The sequence below is a fragment of the Shouchella miscanthi genome (assembly GCF_007725405.1).
GTDB lineage: Bacteria > Bacillota > Bacilli > Bacillales > Bacillaceae_D > Shouchella > Shouchella hunanensis.
Window position 1 is genome coordinate 1,381,387 of sequence record NZ_CP042163.1, and the last position, 19,722, is coordinate 1,401,108.

General features: G+C 39.6%; 16 protein-coding genes. 13 read left to right on the forward strand and 3 right to left on the reverse strand.

What is annotated here, in order from left to right:
- Positions 1-101 precede the first annotated feature (101 nt).
- Entirely contained in the window at positions 102-275 is a 174-nt protein-coding gene (locus FPV17_RS21810; RefSeq protein WP_158332026.1) for a hypothetical protein, read from the reverse strand.
- 190 nt (positions 276-465) lie between these two features.
- Between FPV17_RS21810 and FPV17_RS21815 the strand changes: the two genes are divergently transcribed.
- Positions 466-612, forward strand: coding sequence for a hypothetical protein (locus FPV17_RS21815; protein ID WP_158332025.1), 147 nt, complete (start codon positions 466-468; stop codon positions 610-612).
- 84 nt (positions 613-696) lie between these two features.
- Here FPV17_RS21815 and FPV17_RS06850 read toward each other — a convergent pair whose 3' ends face one another.
- Complete coding sequence (locus FPV17_RS06850; protein ID WP_144558586.1) at positions 697-1,587, reverse strand: diacylglycerol/lipid kinase family protein; 891 nt, start codon at positions 1,585-1,587, stop codon at positions 697-699.
- Between the two features lie 122 nt (positions 1,588-1,709).
- Here FPV17_RS06850 and FPV17_RS06855 point away from each other — a divergent pair, with 122 nt between their 5' ends.
- The 8 genes from FPV17_RS06855 (at position 1,710) to FPV17_RS06890 (ending at position 11,538) form a co-directional block, all read left to right on the forward strand.
- Positions 1,710-3,518, forward strand: a complete 1,809-nt coding sequence (locus FPV17_RS06855; RefSeq protein WP_144558587.1) for a hypothetical protein — start codon at positions 1,710-1,712, stop codon at positions 3,516-3,518.
- A 299-nt stretch (positions 3,519-3,817) separates the two neighbouring features.
- A complete protein-coding gene (locus tag FPV17_RS06860; RefSeq protein WP_144558588.1) occupies positions 3,818-4,807 on the forward strand; it encodes an ABC transporter ATP-binding protein in 990 nt (329 codons plus the stop codon).
- Positions 4,797-5,795, forward strand: coding sequence for an ABC transporter ATP-binding protein (locus FPV17_RS06865; protein WP_144558589.1), 999 nt, complete (start codon positions 4,797-4,799; stop codon positions 5,793-5,795). Before FPV17_RS06860 ends, FPV17_RS06865 begins: the two co-directional genes overlap by 11 nt.
- On the forward strand, positions 5,792-7,441 hold the full coding sequence (locus FPV17_RS06870) for an ABC transporter substrate-binding protein (protein WP_144558590.1): 1,650 nt from the start codon (positions 5,792-5,794) through the stop codon (positions 7,439-7,441). The genes FPV17_RS06865 and FPV17_RS06870 overlap by 4 nt, the downstream gene beginning before the upstream one ends.
- 76 nt (positions 7,442-7,517) lie before the next feature.
- On the forward strand, positions 7,518-8,507 hold the full coding sequence (locus FPV17_RS06875; protein WP_412766074.1) for an ABC transporter permease: 990 nt from the start codon (positions 7,518-7,520) through the stop codon (positions 8,505-8,507).
- A gap of 13 nt (positions 8,508-8,520) precedes the next feature.
- Positions 8,521-9,429 (forward strand): ABC transporter permease, encoded by a 909-nt coding sequence (locus FPV17_RS06880; protein ID WP_144558591.1) that lies wholly within the window; start codon positions 8,521-8,523, stop codon positions 9,427-9,429.
- 85 nt (positions 9,430-9,514) lie between these two features.
- On the forward strand, positions 9,515-10,036 hold the full coding sequence (locus tag FPV17_RS06885; RefSeq protein WP_144558592.1) for a histidine phosphatase family protein: 522 nt from the start codon (positions 9,515-9,517) through the stop codon (positions 10,034-10,036).
- A gap of 206 nt (positions 10,037-10,242) precedes the next feature.
- Positions 10,243-11,538 carry an MATE family efflux transporter gene (locus FPV17_RS06890; RefSeq protein ID WP_060705271.1) on the forward strand — a complete coding sequence of 432 codons (1,296 nt, stop codon included), beginning with the start codon at positions 10,243-10,245 and terminating at the stop codon, positions 11,536-11,538.
- 41 nt (positions 11,539-11,579) lie between these two features.
- On the opposite strand, the gene proC is transcribed toward FPV17_RS06890, so the two are convergent.
- Positions 11,580-12,380: a pyrroline-5-carboxylate reductase gene (gene proC / locus FPV17_RS06895; RefSeq protein ID WP_144558593.1), complete on the reverse strand. Its 801-nt coding sequence runs from the start codon at positions 12,378-12,380 to the stop codon at positions 11,580-11,582.
- Positions 12,381-12,589: 209 nt separating this feature from the next.
- Between proC and FPV17_RS06900 the strand changes: the two genes are divergently transcribed.
- From FPV17_RS06900 to FPV17_RS06915, 4 genes are all read left to right on the forward strand, one after another.
- The gene (locus tag FPV17_RS06900) at positions 12,590-14,614 is read left to right on the forward strand and encodes a HelD family protein (RefSeq protein ID WP_186370748.1); all 2,025 of its coding nucleotides are present in this window, start codon (positions 12,590-12,592) and stop codon (positions 14,612-14,614) included.
- 75 nt (positions 14,615-14,689) lie between these two features.
- On the forward strand, positions 14,690-15,328 hold the full coding sequence (locus tag FPV17_RS06905; protein WP_144558595.1) for a GDSL-type esterase/lipase family protein: 639 nt from the start codon (positions 14,690-14,692) through the stop codon (positions 15,326-15,328).
- 748 nt (positions 15,329-16,076) lie between these two features.
- Positions 16,077-17,795, forward strand: a complete 1,719-nt coding sequence (locus FPV17_RS06910) for an ABC transporter ATP-binding protein (RefSeq protein WP_144558596.1) — start codon at positions 16,077-16,079, stop codon at positions 17,793-17,795.
- Positions 17,796-17,802: 7 nt separating this feature from the next.
- Positions 17,803-19,677: an ABC transporter ATP-binding protein gene (locus FPV17_RS06915; protein ID WP_437183324.1), complete on the forward strand. Its 1,875-nt coding sequence runs from the start codon at positions 17,803-17,805 to the stop codon at positions 19,675-19,677.
- Positions 19,678-19,722 lie beyond the last annotated feature (45 nt).

Below are 19,722 nucleotides of genomic sequence, written 5' to 3' on the forward strand. Positions count from 1 at the left end.
AATCGTACATCTTTTATGCACAGGATAATCAGGTTTGTTAGGGAGAAGAAGAGGGAACTACTAAAAAACACCCCATCCTATAAGGGGGTGCTCGTAAGCCATTATGGTCGAAATACTTTATTTACTTTCCAGTGCATTTCAGGGAATGTATTTAAATTTAGTTTTGAAGCTAAATGGTCTGCATGTTCATAAGAGGAAAATAACTTGTCATAAGGTGTAGAGGAGTTTTTTAGCGACTGAGTATAGCCATCGACGATACGGGTTACAGCGTACATACAACGAACTCCTTCCCTCTTGCTCTTAACTGTATTATGGCATACATAAAGAGGGACTTCATTATAAATTTTCTGAAAAAAGAGCGAGCTTTTGTAGGATTTTGTAGAATGTGCATTAAATGTATCGAGCTTGATGTGAATGTACGCATTTTTGTCGAGTAAAGATTAGGTTCTTGAGGTGAAAATATTAATGGATACAATGATTTGGATCATTATTGCGGTTATTTTGTTTGTCATCTTAGCAGGTGTAACGAAAGCCATTTTACGTATAGCCTTTTCGTTAGCAGCGGTTGCAGCCGTTATCTTTTTCATTTGGCAATTGATTAGTAGTATGTAAGTGTATGATACGAACAAAAGGCAAGTGGTTATCTGGTTAAAACTAGTTCACGAGCGCGTTAAACGACGGTTTTTTTGCGCTCGTTTACTTGTTTAGTGGTACAAGGACATCTATATAACTAGGGACAAGTTCAATCGTGACAGGTAATGACATTCCTGACTCTCCATCAACATTCGTCGTTAATTCACTTTCTGCCGATACGTGAACGCGCTTTGCTTTGAAGGCATGAACGTATTTACTATGCTCTAAAGTACCGGCTAGTAAGGAAGTACCAACCACAGCTGTATTTAATAAATTCGTATCTTGTATGATGAAGCAATGTAAATAACCGTCGTCAATTTCTGCTGAAGGTGCTAGCTGTTCAAAGCCACCAACTGAATTCGTTAAGGCTGCAATAAAGAGTAATGCTCGTCCTTCCCATGTTTGCTCATCGTATTCGACACTCATTGTGCATGAAGCATCACCTGCGAACGTTTTAATGCCTTCTTTTACATATGCAAAAAAACCGAGTTTTGATTTATCTTCTGATGGAACTTCTGATAGTGAGGTAGCTAATTGACCAGCTGCTACAACATTGATAAATAATTGGTCATTTATTCTACCAATATCTGCTCTGCGTGTAGTGGTGGAACGTAACATGTCAATTGCTTTTTCTGGTTGTAAAGGAATATGAAGTGCTCGAGCAAAATCATTTACTGTACCAAGTGGAATAACGGCTAGTTTGGGTCGATATGTTTGGTCAATCATGCCGTTTATCGTCTCGTGTAGCGTCCCATCTCCACCAAGGGATACAACTAAGTCGATTTTTTTCTCGCACGCCTCTATACAAAAAGAGGTTGCGTCAAACTCTTTTTGTGTCTCTTTTACTGCAACTGTATAGCCTATATCTTCTAGCAAGCGAGATGCTTGTTCGCCATACGTGCGTGCTTTTTCTTTACCTGAACTTGGATTTAAGATAATGAGTGCTTGTTTCATCGATTTTCACCTCTAGCAAAGTTATCATAGTTTAGTTTTCTCATATCCACAGTAAATTTGCACGTAATTGAAACCCAAATCCATTTCACTCGTAGTATACTGTGAGGGGAAGGGGAGAGTCGATGTTTTTTTGGATTATGATTATGGGGTTAACGTGTTTAAATTTAAATCCGGTTGAATGGGTGCGCGGCATGAAACAAATGCCAAAGCAATGGTTGTTGAGCCAAGTACTCCGCTACGGAATTGGAGTAGTGTTAAGTTTTGTTATTATTTATATTTTATTAGTGGATCATTCACTTACTGGATTTTTGAATAGTTTCGGATTTATCGTTGCCTTAAACTTGCTTGTATCAGGTTTTTTTCAAGCAGCGAAAGGGTTATCTACCGCAACTAAAAAGAAAAAAGTGCAGAAACTTAAAAAAGGTAATGTTCGCTTAACTCAAGCAGGAATTGGTGCTGTTTTATTTGTTGGGTTGCTTATTATGAACATTGTATACCCACTAACCATCACGCAACAATTAAGTGAATTAGGTGAAATTGAGATTTCAACCGATTCAATTGATTCAGTAACGGAAGAAAGCGTTCGATCCGTTCCACATTCTTATGCTCGATACAAATCGGAAATTGTATTCGGGAATATAGAGAACTATTCCTTTTATGAACTAGGCGAGTCCGCCATTCAGCGAATTGATGGCGAATTATACTGGGTATCGCCAATTGAATATTCTAGTGTCTGGCGTTGGCTGAGAGCGGATAGCGCACCTGGTTACGTTATGGTTAGTGCAGAGAATCCAAACGCAGAAGCGGTACTCGTTGATGACTATGAAATGACGTATGTACCGAGTGCTTTTTTAGGAGAAAACTTAGAAAGGCATATTAGAAGTCTTTATGGTGACGTTATATTGATTGATTATTCTTTCGAACCGGATAATGATGGAAATCCTTATTACGCGTATTCCTATGCGTACTATGACCATTACCGTAGTGCACCGAAAGCAGATGGCGTTATTTTAGTTGACCCAGTTACAGGAGAAACGCAGAAGTATGCGTTAGGGGAACAACCCGACTTTATCGATAATGCTATTCATTATTCATTAGCACTTGATTATGCGTACTGGTTTGGAACGTACAGCAATGGATTAATTAATTCTTTATTTGCCAAAGAAGGGGTACACCAACCAACGAGTGATGAAGAGATGATTGGTGTGCTTGGACCAGATGGGAATATGTATTGGATGATCGATCATATGAGACCCAATCAGGAATCCAACGCAATGGTAGGCTTTACGATGGTTAATGCCCAAACAGGAGATGCGACCTATTATGCAGGAACATCTGGTATGACGAATGCTAGAGGTGCAAGGGATGCCGTGAATCGCTCATTCCAACGTGAGCAATGGGAAGGTACACAACCTGTTTTGTACTCAATCTATGATAACTACACATGGGTAGTACCGGTAGTGGATCAAAGTGGGTTAATGCGTGAAATTGCTATGGTTCATGCTGACACGTCAAGCGTTGCTACTGGAACATCGAGAGAGGAAGCGTTTCACCATTATCGTCAAATGTTAGCAAACGATTTAGGAACAGATGATTATATACCGACGAATCTACTAGATGAGTTAGAGGTTGAAGGAACTGTATATCGAGTGAGTCAAGTATCTAATTCTCGTTTCATCCAAGTGCTACTAGAGGGAGAAAGTCGTGTATTAGAATTTGATATGACAGGAAATGCAGCTGCTGTATTCATTCAGCCAGGGGACGAAATTGAAGTCATTGTGAACGATACCGGAGAAAGTGTTTTGCCAGTTATTGAATTCATTAACCTTACGACGGATGAAGAATTTGGAGAGATCGAAGACTTTGAGTTAGAGGATGAAAATGAACAAGAAGTGAACGAAGAGGGAGATGTAGACTCTTCAGACGAGTAAGAAATCTAGCCCGCTGTAAACGGTGATTCTGTGAAGAATCATTTGTTTACAGCGTTTTTATATGAATATAATACTTCATTATTATTCGACAAAAATTGCAAATAATTAAAATGTGTGATAAATTATATGAAATCGTTGAAGAAATAAAGGGAATTGTCGTTAAATAGAGAATATAGAGGAGGAGTCTAGGGAAAATTTTTACTAGATAAAACTATTTAAAAACTTAAAAAACATTGTTATATGAATCAATCTTATGTATTGTTATACGTATCTTTAGTAGTGCCGTAAGGGGGGGTCTAATGGATAACATTGTGCTTCAATTGAAAGATTTACAAACGACTTTTCAATCTGGTAGAAAATCTGTGCCAGCTGTTGATGGCGTTAGTATTCAACTACATAAAGGTGAAGTTGTCGGAATTGTAGGTGAATCGGGTTGTGGGAAAAGCGTAACGTCCTTATCCATCATGCGACTTATTCCAAGCCCGCCTGGGAAAATTAGTAGAGGTGAAATTCTCTTTAATGGGGAGAACCTCGTTACTGTTTCGAACAAGAGAATGAAGAAAATAAGAGGAAAAGAAATCTCCATGATTTTTCAGGAGCCGATGACTTCTTTAAATCCTCTGTTCACTATTGGAAATCAACTTGTTGAAGCCATTCGTAATCACAATAACCTATCAAAGAAAGAGGCGCTAGAAAAGGCCATCCAGTTAGTCGAGATGGTCGGTATTCCTCGTGCAAGAGAAATTGTTGAAAGTTATCCGCATCAATTATCTGGCGGAATGCGTCAGCGGATTATGATTGCGATGGCGATGTCGTGTGACCCTGAAGTATTAATTGCAGACGAACCGACAACGGCTCTCGATGTAACCATTCAAGCACAAATTCTAGATTTGATGAGGGAATTGAATCAAGAAAAAGGAACAGCTATTTTATTTATTACACATGATTTAGGCGTAGTAGCCGACATATGTAATCGTGTTGTCGTGATGTATGCAGGTCAAGTTGTTGAAGAAGGATCGACCCGAATGATTTTAAAAGATCCAAAACATCCCTATACTCAAGGGTTGATTCGTTCATTGCCAAATATGGCTGAAAAGCAACAGACGCTTTATTCGATTCCAGGCACAGTGCCACAGCCAGGATCTATTGAAAACGGCTGTCGTTTTGCAGATCGTTGTGAATTTGCTTTTGATGCATGTTTCTTCGAAGATCCAGCTTTACTCGATTTAGAAGAAGGTCGTGCTTGTCGCTGTCTGCTATACAAGGAGGAACAAGAAAGTGTCGGCTAAGCCCTTACTAGAAATTAAAAACTTGAAGACGTACTTTGATATTAAAGGTGGCGCTTTATCTAAGAAAGTAGGAGAAGTGAAAGCGGTTGATGGCGTATCCTTCTCCGTAGAAGAAGGGGAAATCGTCGGGATTGTTGGCGAATCTGGTTGTGGGAAATCAACAACTGGAAAATCGATCTTGCGGTTAATTGAGCCAACATCCGGAGAGGTTCATTTTAATGGAGAAAATATATTGGCGCTTCCTGATGAAAAAGTTAGAAAAATCAGAAGAGATATGCAGATTATTTTTCAGGATCCTTATGCCTCATTAAACCCTCGTCATAAAGTAGGGAAAATAATTGGTGAGCCAATGCTTATCCATGGAATAGGCGATAAACAAGAACGAAAAAAACGCGTAGAAGAATTGCTTGAAAAAGTAGGTTTGCGAAAAGAGCATGCCAATCGGTACCCTCATCAGTTCAGTGGTGGCCAAAGACAGCGAATCGGAATTGCTCGGGCGTTAGCGGTTCATCCGAAACTAATTATTTGTGATGAACCAGTGTCTGCTTTAGATGTTTCTGTACAATCGCAAATTCTTAACCTAATGGAGTCATTGAAGGACGAATTTAAGTTAACCTACGTGTTTATCGCCCATGATTTAAGTGTTGTGAAACACATAAGTGATCGTGTTGGAGTCATGTATTTAGGCAAGATGGTAGAACTCGCTTCAAGTGACGCTCTATATGAAGAACCGAAGCACCCATATACAAAAGCACTATTGTCTTCTGTTCCAATACCTGATCCTGATTTGAAATCAGAGCGAACGATTTTAAAAGGAGATGTACCGAGTCCGTCAAATCCGCCGAATGGCTGTACGTTTCATACAAGATGTCCGAATGTAATGGATATTTGTAAAACAGCAGTACCAGTCTGGCAGGAAGTGGAACCAAACCATCGCGTTGCGTGCCATTTATTCAATCAAAATGATGAAAAGGGGATTATTCAATGAAAAAAGTAAAAATGAATTTAATTTCAGTATCATGCTTGTCTCTTTTATTATTGGCAGCTTGTGGAGGCGATGAAGATACAGCAAGTGATGGAAACACAGATACAAATGACAATGGAAATGGTACAGAGCAAACAGATGGCGGGGTATTGATTTTCGCTAGAGGCGGAGACTCACAAGGATTGGATCCTGGTGCCGTAACTGATGGAGAATCATCACGTGTAACAAAACAAATCTATGAAACATTAATTGAGTTTGAACAAGATTCATTTGAACTAAAAGAAGGGTTGGCGACAAACTGGGAGCCTAGTGAAGATGGATTAAGCTATGTCTTTACATTAAGAGAAGGTGTAACGTTCCATGATGGTACACCGTTTAACGCGGAGGCTGTTAAAGTCAATTTTGAACGTTGGGCAGATCCAGATCACGAATTTGCATTTCGAGATGAAGGCTATACGTACAGTGTATATGGAACACTATTTGGTGTAGGCGAAGAAGATGTCATTGAAGAAATTAACGTTGTTAGTGATTATGAAGTTGAATTTGTTTTAAATGAGCCGTTAGGTGCGTTTTTACAAAATGTTGCGGCAAGTTATTTTGGTATTATCTCTCCAGCGGCTTTAGAGGAATATGGGACAGATATTGACGAGAATCCAGTTGGAACGGGTCCGTTTAAGTTCGAAAGCTGGCAACGAGATTCAAGCATTGTATTAAAGAAAAATGAAGATTATTGGGAAGAAGGACTTCCGTACTTAGATGGTGTTACGTTTTCTGTTATCGGCGACAATTCAGCGCGACTCTCTTCTCTCATGTCAGGTGATATTGATTTAATGGATGGATTGTCACCAGATGATATCGCCCAAGTTGAAGGCGCAGATGGGTTCGAAATCTTTGAGCGTGTACCAAATAATATTGGGTACCTTGGTTTTAATACCGAAGTAGAGCCATTTGATGACCCACTCGTTCGAAAAGCATTTAACCATGCAATCGATAAAGAAGGTGTCATTGCAGCTGTATACGGTGGACAAGCTACCCCAGCTAAAAATGCAATCCCGGAAGATTACTTAGGACATAATGATGACATCGAAGATTACGAATATGATCTAGATTTAGCGAAAGAACTCTTAGCAGAAGCAGGACTTGAAGATGGATTTGAATTTGATTTATGGACGATGCCTGTTGCTCGACCTTATATGCCAAATCCAATGCGCGCAGCTGAATTAATTCAAGCAGAATTAAGTGAATTGAATATTACCGCTAACATTGTAGAAAAAGAATGGGCTGTTTATTTAGAGGAAATTGAACTCGGCTATCATGATGTATTTATGCTTGGATGGTCCGGTGTCAATGGCGATGCTGATTATTTCCTAGGAACCATTCTTCATACTGATGGTATTCCAGGAAGTAACCAAACGTTCTATAGCAATGAGGAAGTAGATGCACTATTGGATCAGGCAAAACGAACGGTCGATCCAGATGAGCGAGCGAACTTCTACGAAGAAGCACAAGTGCTCATTCATGAAGATGCGCCTATGGTTCCACTTGTTCATTCGATTCCCGTGTTAGCAGGTTCGGATATCATTTCTGGTTATGTTCCTCACCCATCAACGAGTGAAAGCTTGAAGCACGTTTCACTTACAAATCAATAACATCGATGAAAGGCGGTAGCATGAATGCTGCTGCCTTCTTTATCCAAAGAATAGAGGTGAAACTGTGTTTTCTTATATGTTACGAAGAATCGCTTTACTAATTCCTGTTTTAATTGGGATGACGGTTGTCACGTTTTCGATTATTTGGCTCATTCCTGGAAACCCAGCACAAACAATCTTAGGCGAACAAGCTTCTCCTCAAGCAATTGCAGAATTAGAAGAGCAGCTAGGCTTAAACAACCCATTTTGGGTTCAATATGGTAGTTACATAGGAGATTTACTAACAGGCGATCTTGGGGTTTCCATGCGAACAAATAATGAAATCATTACCGAGATCTGGCCGTATTTAGCTGCAACGATGGAGCTAACGTTTTTTGCCATGTTATTTGCCATCATTATTGGCGTAAACGCAGGTATTGTCAGTGCGTGGAAACAAAATTCATTTTTTGATTATGCATGTATGCTTATCGCTCTTGTAGGGGTATCAATGCCGGTTTTCTGGTTGGCATTGATGGAGCAATGGATCTTTGCACAGGAGCTAGGTTGGCTTCCGACTGTTGGAAGAAGCGATCCACGAGCACCGATTGAACCAATTACTCATTTTTATATTATTGACACGTTATTAAGAGGAAATTTTGATCAAACCATAACGGCTATACGCCATCTTGTTTTACCTGTCATTGCTCTTGGGACGATCCCAATGGCGATTATTGCTAGGATGACACGGTCAAGCATGCTAGAAGTATTGCGGTCTGACTATATTCGTACGGTTCAAGCAAAAGGCTCTAGTCAAGGTATTGTCGTTTATAAACATGCACTAAAAAATGCATTTATCCCAGTATTAACGGTTGTAGGTTTACAAGCCGGCGCATTACTCGGTGGAGCCATCCTAACGGAAACGATTTTCAGTTGGCCTGGGGTTGGTCGGTATATTTATGAGGGTATTTCGTATCGAGATTACCCAGTTATTCAGTCAGGCATTTTAATTGTTGCTACCATTTTTGTGTTTATTAATCTCATTGTCGATCTTCTTTATGCATCTATCGACCCGAGAATTAAATATTAAGGGGGATTAAGAGATGGAATCAAGACCAATAGCCACTCAACCTCATCAGCGTCCTCCGTCGAAAGAAGAAAAAACAAGGTCGATATGGGGAGATACGTTCTACCATTTATTCAAGAATAAATTAGCACTTGTCGGTGCTGTTATTTTAACGTTCTTTATTTTGCTTGCTATTTTCGCCCCGTTATTAACGTCGTATACGATCGACAAAACGGATCCTTCCATTCGTTTAATGCCTCCTTCATCAGAACATTGGATGGGGACAGATGATTTAGGACGAGATGTTTTTACTCGTGTTGCACACGGTGCACGAATTTCTCTTTTAATCGGCCTCTTTTCAATTAGTGGTGCGCTTGTCATTGGAACCACACTTGGATTAGTAGCAGGGTTCTACGGACGTTGGGTCGATATGCTTATTTCTAGAATTTTTGATATTATGCTCGCATTCCCAAGTATTTTATTAGCCATTGCCATTGTAGCGATTTTAGGACCATCTCTACAAAATGCGATGTTGGCCATCGCTATTATTAATGTGCCGATATTTGGTCGAATTGTTCGTTCAAAAGTGATCAGTTTACGAGCAGAAGAGTTTGTCTTAGCCGCAAAAGCGCAAGGTATGAAAAATGGACGAATTATGTTTCATCACATTTTACCCAATAGTTTAGCGCCAATTATCGTGCAAGCAACTTTAGGATTTGGGATTGCGATCATAGAAGCAGCCGCACTTGGATTTCTTGGAATGGGAGCTAGTCCACCCACACCAGAATGGGGAAGAATGTTAGCTGATTCTAGAGGTTACATTCAAAATGCTTACTGGACGGTACTATTCCCAGGTTTGTCTATCATGCTGGTAGTATTAGGATTTAATATGTTAGGAGATGGATTAAGAGATGCCCTTGATCCAAAAATGAAAGACCAAGGGTAATAAAGGTATACTGAGAAGCGAACATGAAACATTTCCATGTTCGTTTTTTCAATTTATTCATACACACTAAAAGGAGCTGTTCTACATGAGTGGAATTCTTTATTTCGTAAGGCATGCTGAAGCAACAGGGCAAGAACCGTCTGCCAGATTAACGAGTAAAGGGAAACAAGATGCGAAGGATTTAGCTTTGTTTTTTCAAGAGAAGGCGATTAACATGATTTTTTCAAGCCCTTACAAAAGGGCAATTTCAACGATTGAACCGACAGCGGAATTGTTAGGATTACCAATTGAGCAAGAGGAAAGGCTAATGGAGCGTTGTTTAAGTCCGGTCTCACTTACCAATTGGCTTGTGCATTTACAGAGAAGTTTTGCTGACGATTCCTATTCTCTCGAAGGTGGTGAATCGTCCCATGAAGCTCAAGCGCGTATTCTGTCTGTCGTAAACAGCTTAACTGAACCAACCATTATCGTAAGCCACGGAAATCTTCTAGCGTTACTTATCCGCTATTATCAGCCTGAATTTGGTTTCAGCGAATGGGAAGCGATGGGGAATCCGGCTGTTTATGAACTCTGCTTAAAAGAAAGAAAGGTTAATTTGGTAAGGTGAATGCGTAGAATAAATGACAAGATGAGGTTCTATTGAGTAGACGATTGGTAAATGAATGAGGCAAACAGAAAAAGATTGACGCAGTACTACGAAAATTTGCTATAATACATACGATTTGATTTCGTTTGAGTTAAAGAGAAGGTGGAAATTTGGGAAGAGAAGATACTGCAAATCCGTTGGAAACTGAAAAGATTAGTAAGCTCTTTATGCGGTATTTAATTCCATCATTGGTTGGCATGCTATTAATGGCCATTAATCTAGCAGTTGACGGTATTATGGTTGGCAATCGACTTGGTCCTGTTGCGTTAGCTGGTGTAAACATTGCTGGTCCAGTCTATACCATTTTTGTGGGCTTATCGTTATGGCTAGGGATTGGTGGAGCGACTCTATATTCACAAGCAATGGGTAGAAAAGAAAAGGGACGTGCGCAAGTCATCTTCACCCATTCCATTTTACTAATTGGGTTGGGGACCATTGTAATAGGCGCTTTGGCTTTACTCTTTCACGAGCCACTTGTCTACGCACTAGGTGCAAATGAGGAAACAGCTCCATTTGCTGCTGCGTATATGAATGTTTTCTTAGTTTTCGGTTTTATTTTCACCTTGGAAAATGCATCAAGTATTTTTGTCCGTAATGATGGCAACCCAACGCTTGCTATGGCAGCGCTCGTCACAACGGCTTTTTCAAATGTGGGCATTAACTACGTTATTCTGTATGTACTCGATTTAGGGGTGCGTGAAATCGCATTCGGAACGATCATTGCTGCGTTCTTAGGCTTACTCGTTCTATCTTCACATTTCTTTACGAAAAGAAGTAATTTAAAGTTCGTAAAGGTGAAATTTGATTTATTATTATCAAAGCAAGCTTTACGATTCGGGTTTCCAAGTTTCTTAGCAGAAGTAGGCATATCTGTTTTTACAGTCTCTCATAACATTATGTTTGCACGTCTTGCGGGTACAGTGGGCGTTGCCGCTTTTTCCGTTGTCAATTATGTGCATGCAGTTATGTTGCTCATGTTCTTAGGAATGGGAGCAGCGGTTCAGCCTATTGTTAGTTATTTTCATGGTGCAGCAGAACATGAGAAAAAAAGACAGCTTATGAAACTAGCTATTCGAACAGGTTTTGTTGCCGGACTCATTTGCTTCTTAATTGGCCAGTTCGCAGCAGTCCCAATTGTGAATATCTTTGGAGATTTCCCTGAGGAAGTAAAAGAGTTAGCGGTAAGAGGCATACGATTATTCTTTATAGCGTATTTAGTTATGGGGGTAAACTTTGTACTGATGACGTATTTCCAGTCAATTGGAGAGGTAGCGATTGCAACATGGATTACCGCTGGGAGACAGATCATTCTAATGTTGCTGTTTTTATTAATAGTACCGTTCCTTTTAGGCGTTCATGCGATTTGGCTTGCCATTCCTTTTGCCGAAATAACCGTATTAATACTTATTTACGTTTATTTGAAGAGGAGTAACATTCACTTTGGTGAGAAACGTGTATTTTAAAGAAAAGGCTGTAGACATTGTCTACAGCCTTTTCTTATATACTAGTTGCTTTTTGCTTTGGCATGATCGGTTACTGCTTGAACACCACGAGCAATGGAACCACTAAAATCATCTGCCTGTAACGATTTCAAACCAGCTTCAGTAGCACCACCTGGTGTTGTGACTTGATCACGTAATTCTGTTGGTGTAAAACCTGCTTTAAGCATATCTGCACTTCCTGCCAGCATCTGAACAACGAGATTCCGAGCTTGAGATTGGTCAATGCCAAAAGATTGTGCAATTGATTCAAGCTGAATGACAAATTCATAAACGAAAGCAGGTGCGCTTCCAGTAACGGCAGTTAATTCGTGAATAAGTGATTCGCTTAGTTGGGCACCTGTCCCGATAGAAGCTACTAATGATTCGACATAACTTTTTTGTGTATCCGTTACATGTGAACCGTATGTATAAAGGCTTATCGAAGCTCCTGCTTGCGCTGCCGTATTCGGCATGATCCATGCAGTTGCTACCCCAGCCGGTAATTGTGCTTCAAGGTCAGAAGGTCCGATACCCGCAGCTACAGTTAACACGAGTTGGTTCCTAACGAGAGGACGTAACGTTTTCAAAATAGATGGGTGTGCAGAAGGTGGAGCGGCAATCAGAATGACATCCGCTTCAGTAACCTTTTCAGACCAATCTGAAATCGCTTCAATTGGATAAACCTGTGTGAGCTTATCTAAATGAGCTTTGTTTGTTTGATTACTTACGTATACGGGTGAGAATGCTGGATTTGGTTTAGCTAGAACGCCTTTAAATACAGCTTCAGCCATTCTTCCAGCACCGATAAATAATAATGATGGCAACGTGACTTCACTCCTTTAATATAGTAAAAGACTTACGCGAAAAAAAAGAAAAAAGCGTAAGTCTTTTATGAAAAAATACCAAATACTGGTATAAATATTTTAGGTAATTGAACTATATAAAGCTTATCAAACTGAAAAGAAAAAGTCTATATTTTTTTTAAAAAATTATGCAAAATAAGAAAAGAGACTTGAGAGAGGGTGAATATAATATGAACCAGCATGATTACGAAACGGCTGTGTTAAAAGCGTCATTAAAAAAGATTGATCGAATGTTTACACATGTTCAGCAAATTCCGATTTACCGAGGAGATGACTTTACTCAACAAGTGTTAGAAGATCGACGGGAAGCGAAGCGACAATCTCTCCGAATTGCAAATGAAGAACCATATTTTGCTCGCTTAGATTTTCTTGATTTTGAAAATGAGGACAAGAAAGCCCTATACATTGGTAAAGTTGGTGTACATGATGATGAAGAGGATCACCCTTTAGTGATTGATTGGCGAGCACCGGTTGCTTCTTTATTTTATAGTTTTAACGGCAGTGAAGAGGATGTCTATTACGAATCGCCAGATGGTATCGTGGAAGGCGAAATCCAATTAAAACGAAATGTAGTTATTCGAGGGCGTGAATTAAAGCGAGTTGTGGATAGTTACGTAGAGGGCCAAGAAAGTAGCGGTGGGGATGAATTCCTTCTCTATAAGTTAGGTGAACAAAAAGACAACAAATTAAAAGACATTGTATCGACCATTCAAGCAGAGCAGAACTCAATTATTCGCTCTGATGTAAAGAAGCCATTGCTTATTCAAGGGGCAGCAGGTAGTGGAAAAACAACGGTTGCTCTTCACAGGTTGGCCTTTCTTCTTTATGAATACAGAGAGCGTTTAAAAGCAGAACGAATGATGATCTTTGCTCCAAATGCAATGTTCCTTGATTATATTGCCCAAGTGCTTCCAGAGCTAGGAGTAGGCGATATTCAGCAGTCTACTTATGTTGATTGGGCTTTGCAAAAATTAGATGATTCCTATGAAGTGGAGTCAACAGAAGACCGGATCTTCACTCGTTTTGAGCTACAGGTTGAACCAGAAAATCAAGTCGTTATTAAAGAGAAAGGGTCTCTCGCTTTTCGAGATCAACTTAAGAAATACGTGGAGGAAGAAGTAGCCAATCGTCTACCAATCAAAGATTTTATACCTTGGGCGAGTGGCCTTGTTCAGAAGGAGAAGATACAGGAATGGATAACCCAGGATTTCGCTCATTCTGCTCCTTTAAAGCAAAGAGAACGACTGCAAGCAAGGTTAAAGCGCTGGGTTGAAATAGAGGTAAGGATGTTTGAGGATGAGAAAGAACGCAAAGCGTATAAAACAGAAGGGTTGAAGGCAGTAAGAAGTTATATGAACAGCTGGAAAAAACCAGATGAATTAAAGCTGTATCTGAATTTTTTACAGCAACAAAACCACCCAATCTCTCAGTCACTGCGCAGTGGTAAATTGTTTATTGAAGATCTGGCTCCAATGGTCTACATACACCAACAATTAATTGGTATAGATAAGGAAGCTCGCTTTGATCACTTAGTGATTGATGAGGCACAGGATTTATCGCCCTTTATCATTTCCTTATTAAATGACTATACGAGAAAAGGAGGCTTGACGATTCTAGGAGATCTTGCTCAAGGCATACACGGTGAAGAAGGCATTGTTACGTGGGACTCGTTTATAAAGGTTCTTGGTCAGAACTGTACTTACGTGCAAATGGAAAAGAGTTATCGCTCAACGATGGAGATTATTGAATATAGTAATGGTATTCTTGAACAGGTCGAAAACCATCCGCCTTTAGCAAAGCCTGTTTTTCGAAGTGGTGAGCCTGTGAAAGTGATCTCTTATTCACTGTCTTCCATGCTTCAGTGGCTAAGTGATGTAAAAGCGTATGAAACCATAGCCTTTCTAACTAGGACAAAGAAAGAAGCGGAAACGCTTGCTTTGGAATTAAAAGAAGCCGCTATTTCAGCGACGCTAATTCGTGCAGGGGATACAACGTACAAAGGCGGAATCTCCATACTACCAATTTACCTGTCAAAAGGGTTTGAGTTTGACGCTGTTATGCTAACAAATGTATCAAACCATCATTATCCAAACAATCCTGTTCATCAAAAGTTGCTTTATGTAGGTTGTACAAGAGCACTTCATTCGTTATCACTTTCATATGAAGGGACGCTCTCCCCCATTATTCCATTATAGTTAGTTGAAAGAGGAACGTATGCCGTTCCTCTTTTTTTGGCAACTGAATAGAGTGGATAGAAGGGAGGGTTTAGTTTGGAACGTAGAGGAGTTAACTACTTAGCGATCGGCGATTCACTAACTACGGGTGTAGGCGCTTCAGGCAAGCCTGATGGGTTTGTTTCAATCTACCGACATTATGCGAGTGGTGCTTTACAAGCTCCTGTGAAAACACTAACAGTAGCTCGGAGTGGTTTAACAACTGGTCAAATCCATCGTCTCGTCTATCAGCAACCAGTGACATCCATTACGGAAGCCAATTTCATTACAATTACAGGTGGTGGAAATGATTTAATTCAATCCGTGCAATATGGTCGACAACCTTTTTCCGTTGAAAAAGTAGAACATGCAATTAAAAACGCTATTTATTGGATGACTCAATTGGTTTCGTATATAACGGAAATCAAACGAGGTAAAGCCATTCCTTACAAAATCATTGTGTTTAATAGCTATAATCCACTGGACTCTGTACCATTTGTGGACCAGTCTATCAAGTCGTTCAACCGCGGAATACAATCATTAACACGGTTTCCACATGTACAAGTTGTAGACGTCTATCAGGCTTTTAAAAGACGAAATCACTATGTTCTTTCTCGCGATGCTTTTCATCCAAATAACAAAGGCTATAGTATAATGGCGAATGAGGCAGCAAAAAAAGGTTTTCAGCTAAACTAAAGTGTGGATTTTTAAGTCTATTCATTTAGAGCGGCTTTGCATGGTCAAGAGGAAGTCGGTATTTATTCGTCAGCGCCTTGAATGGAGAGACAAAGAGGAATGGACAAAGTAACAGTTTTTTTAAATCAATGGGACGGCTGGTTCATGTTTAGTGAGTCGCCGTTCTCTTTTGCGATTAGTCAATCACTACTATTTTTATTTGGGAAATGACGGGTGTAGTGTTCCGAAACGTATGGAACAGATTGTGGCTTAGAACAACCTCATCATCATGTGGAAGGTTCTGTCTGATTGCATTACAGTTTACCGTATAATCAACAGGGTATATCTAACTAATTTTTGACTTTTTTCTGTATGTTTTACATAGTACAACAGATCAAATCATTGTATACTAAGGGAAGCAATGATGAAGAGGGGGATCGGACGTGAACGCGCGGTTTGTTAAATTAATCTCTGCTGCTTTTTTTGTGTGTATAGCTGGTATACTTGTTTTTGCGATTACTGGATAATGAACGTGATAAATATAGATGGAAACGTTTAATAGTACTAGTAAAGTCGACAGTAGAATGTGTAATTATGTTAGTGAATAAACATGTTGAGTATATGTTTTCGTAAACGTACATGAATAGAATGATGACATTAGTCCCCGTAAAAATACGTTATGAAAAAAATTCTAAGTGCATTCTTAGGATTTTTTTTGTTTATATCGATTATAATAGTCTGAAAGAGAAAGATAGAGGGGTAGATAGATTTGAGGACAGTTTTTTCTTATTTGCTGTCGTACAAGTGGGCTGCAATTATTGCGTTTATTTTTATGCTGTTAGAACTGACAGTTGAATTAATCCAGCCTTTATTATTGGCCCGAATCATTGATGATGGCATACTTCAAGAAGATTTAACAACCGTTATCGTTTGGGGAAGTGTCATGATTGGCTTATCCCTCGTTGCGTTTGTTGCAGGCATACTGAACTCATTTTATGCAGGACATGCAGGGCAAAGCACAGGGTTCGATTTACGAAACGCGATGTTTAAAAATATTCAGCGGTCCAGTTTGGACAAATTGCAACCGTTTGCCACCTCTTCATTAATGACGAGGCTAACAAACGATATAACGCAAATTCAAAATACCATTTTTATGGGGTTACGTATTATGGCTAGAGCGCCCTTACTCGTTGTAGGTGGTGCCTTTATGGCTTTTTTAATAAATGCTAGACTGGCATTCTTTCTAATTCTTACCATTCCAATCCTTATTTTCTTTTTACTATGGATTTTGAAAAAAGGTGTACATATTTTTGGACAAGTTCAAAACCAAGTCGACAAGGTCAACCATGTCGTTCGAGAAAATTTGACAGGGATTCGACTTGTTCGAGTTTTTGTACGTAAGGCTCATGAAGTCAATCGTTTTTTTGTAGAAAGTGATACGCTACGAAAGCGTATGGTGCAGGCATTTCGATTGATGGAACTAACGATGCCAGTTCTTTTACTTTTAATGAATGCATCGATCTTGCTTGTGCTATGGTTCGGTAGCTTTCAAATTGATAATAATACCGCACAAGTTGGCGATGTTGTGGCAATCGTTAACTACGCAACGAGAATTACATCTGCTCTAGGTGTATTCGCAATGATTATTATGGTGTTTTCAAGAGCAAAAGCATCAGCATTGCGAATTGAGGAAGTTTTGTTAGAGCCTGATGATGAACTAAAAGGTCAAGTGCAGCTCCCGCAACCTCCTACATTTAAGGGTGAGGTTCAGTTTCAATCGGTATGGTTTTCTTATGATGGGCAAAAAGAGCCTGTTTTAGAAGACATTTCGTTTCACGTACATGCAGGGGAGACCGTTGCAGTTTTAGGTGAAACCGGATCTGGAAAGACTTCTTTGTTTCAACTCATTCCGAAACTTTATGAAGCGGATTCTGGTGAAGTGACAATAGATGGAACGTCCATTAAACACTGGAATATACAAGAGCTCAGAAAGCAACTGGGCTACGTCCCCCAGTCTATTCGTCTGTTTTCGGGAACAATTCGAGAGAACATTGCTTGGGGAGTCCCAGATGCTTCACTTGAACAGATTGTTCTAGCAGCTAAGGCAGCGCAAATTCATGAGACGATTCAGAAACTAGAACAAGGCTACGATACTGTGGTTGGACAACAAGGAGTCAATTTATCAGGGGGACAAAAGCAACGCATTTCAATTGCACGTGCATTGCTTCGTGAACCTAAGATCTTACTTTTGGATGATAGTACAAGTGCGTTAGATACAAAAACAGAAGAACAGTTTTTACATGCGCTAGAGGATTACTCATGTACGACACTCATTATTACGCAAAAACTTTCGACAGCGAGGAAGGCAGATAAAATTCTATTGCTAGAATTCGGTAAGATTGAAGGCTACGGGAGTCATGAGCAGTTAATGGAACAATCATCGTTTTATCGTAAAATCCATCAGTCACAATACGGGAAGGAGGAGTAGCGTGTCTATTAAAACAATCTTAAAAGAGCCGTTTCAATATAAAAAAATTGACTGGCGTCATTATCAACATAAGCAAAAAGAAGATCAGCCTTCAAAGCCAGCTCACCCACATGCTGCAAGAGTTGGTAAAAGTCAAAAAGCCCGTGACTGGAAAGAAGCAACGCGAAGAATTCTTGCATATCTACGCAAACGTCAGAGTGCCATTTTTGTTGTTATGGCTTTAGTTATCATCAGTTCCTTACTTATGTTAGTAGGTCCCTTTCTTATTGGCGTTATTATTGATAATTATATCATTCCAATGACGTTTGATGGGTTAGGCACCATCTTACTTCTTTTATTCGCTTCTTTTATTGGTTTATCAATTGCAACGTTTTTTCAAAATTTTATTATGGTTCGTATCGCGCAAGCTACGATTTATGAGATTAGGAGAGATTTGTTTAACCATCTACAACAACTGCCGATTCGCTTTTTTGATAAAAGGCAACATGGCGACATTATGAGTCGAGTGACAAACGATATTGAAAATATATCGGCAACCTTAAATTCATCTATCGTGCAAATTTTATCGAGTGTTGTTACATTTATCGGTATTTTAGCAGTCATGTTATGGTTATCACCCATTTTAACGATTGTGACGATGACGGTTATTCCTCTTATGTTCTATGGTTTAAAATGGATTACGAAGCGAACGCAAGTGTTTTTTAAAGAGCAACAACGTACTCTTGGGACATTGAACGGTTATTCAGAGGAGACGATTGCGGGTCAGCAAATGGTCAAGACGTTTTCTCGTGAAGATACGGTCATTGATGGATTTACTCAGCGAAATGAAGCCTTAAGAGTAGCTGGCTTTTGGGCGCAAACCTATTCTGGTTTTATTCCAAAAGTCATGAACGTCTTAAATAATTTAAGCTTTGCTGTTATTGCTTTTATCGGGGGAGTAATGGCGGTTAATCAAGTTGCTGGTGTTACTATTGGAATGATTGTTATCTTTGTAGAATATGCTCGTCAGTTTACAAGACCACTGAATGACTTAGCAAACCAGTTCAATGCTTTACTTTCTGCATTGGCAGGGGCTGAGCGAGTATTTGAAATCATGGATCAAAAGCCAGAAGAAGAAACGGAAGATGGTTCTTTTCAAAGTGATTTACAAGGCCATGTGGCGTTTGAACAGGTAAGCTTTTCCTACGGGAAATCTCCAATATTAAAGAACGTCTCATTTACAGTAAAGCCAGGTGAAACCGTTGCATTTGTTGGTCCAACTGGAGCTGGGAAGACGACGATTATTAATTTGCTGACGAGGTTTTACGATGTGAATCAAGGTGCAATTACTATTGATGGAACCGACATTCGAAAGCGTAATCGACCCGACTTGCGAAGTCAAATGGGCGTTGTACTACAGGACTCCTTTTTATTTCAAGGAACTATTCTTGAAAACATTCGCTATGGACGACTTACGGCAACTGATGAAGAGGTATACGAAGCGGCGAAGTTGGCAAATGCCCATAGCTTTATTAAGCGACTGCCAAAAGGGTATAAAACAACGTTAAAGCAAGATGGCGGCGGCATTAGTCAAGGTCAGAGACAATTAGTCTCAATTGCCCGTGCGTTATTAGCGGATCCAAAACTATTAATCCTTGATGAAGCGACTTCTAGTATTGATACTGTAACAGAGATGAAGATTCAAGAGGCGCTAAAGCGTTTGATGCATGGACGAACGAGTTTTGTAATTGCGCATCGGCTAAATACAATTGAAACAGCTGATAAAATTCTCGTTTTGCAGGCAGGAGAATTAACGGAAATGGGTTCACATGAAGAGTTAATGGAGAAAAAAGGCTTTTATTATGAATTGCAACGAACTAAAAATATGGACGCAATTCTATAAATTAGAAAGGAATGATGCAAACAGTGTCGAAATGATAAGCATAGT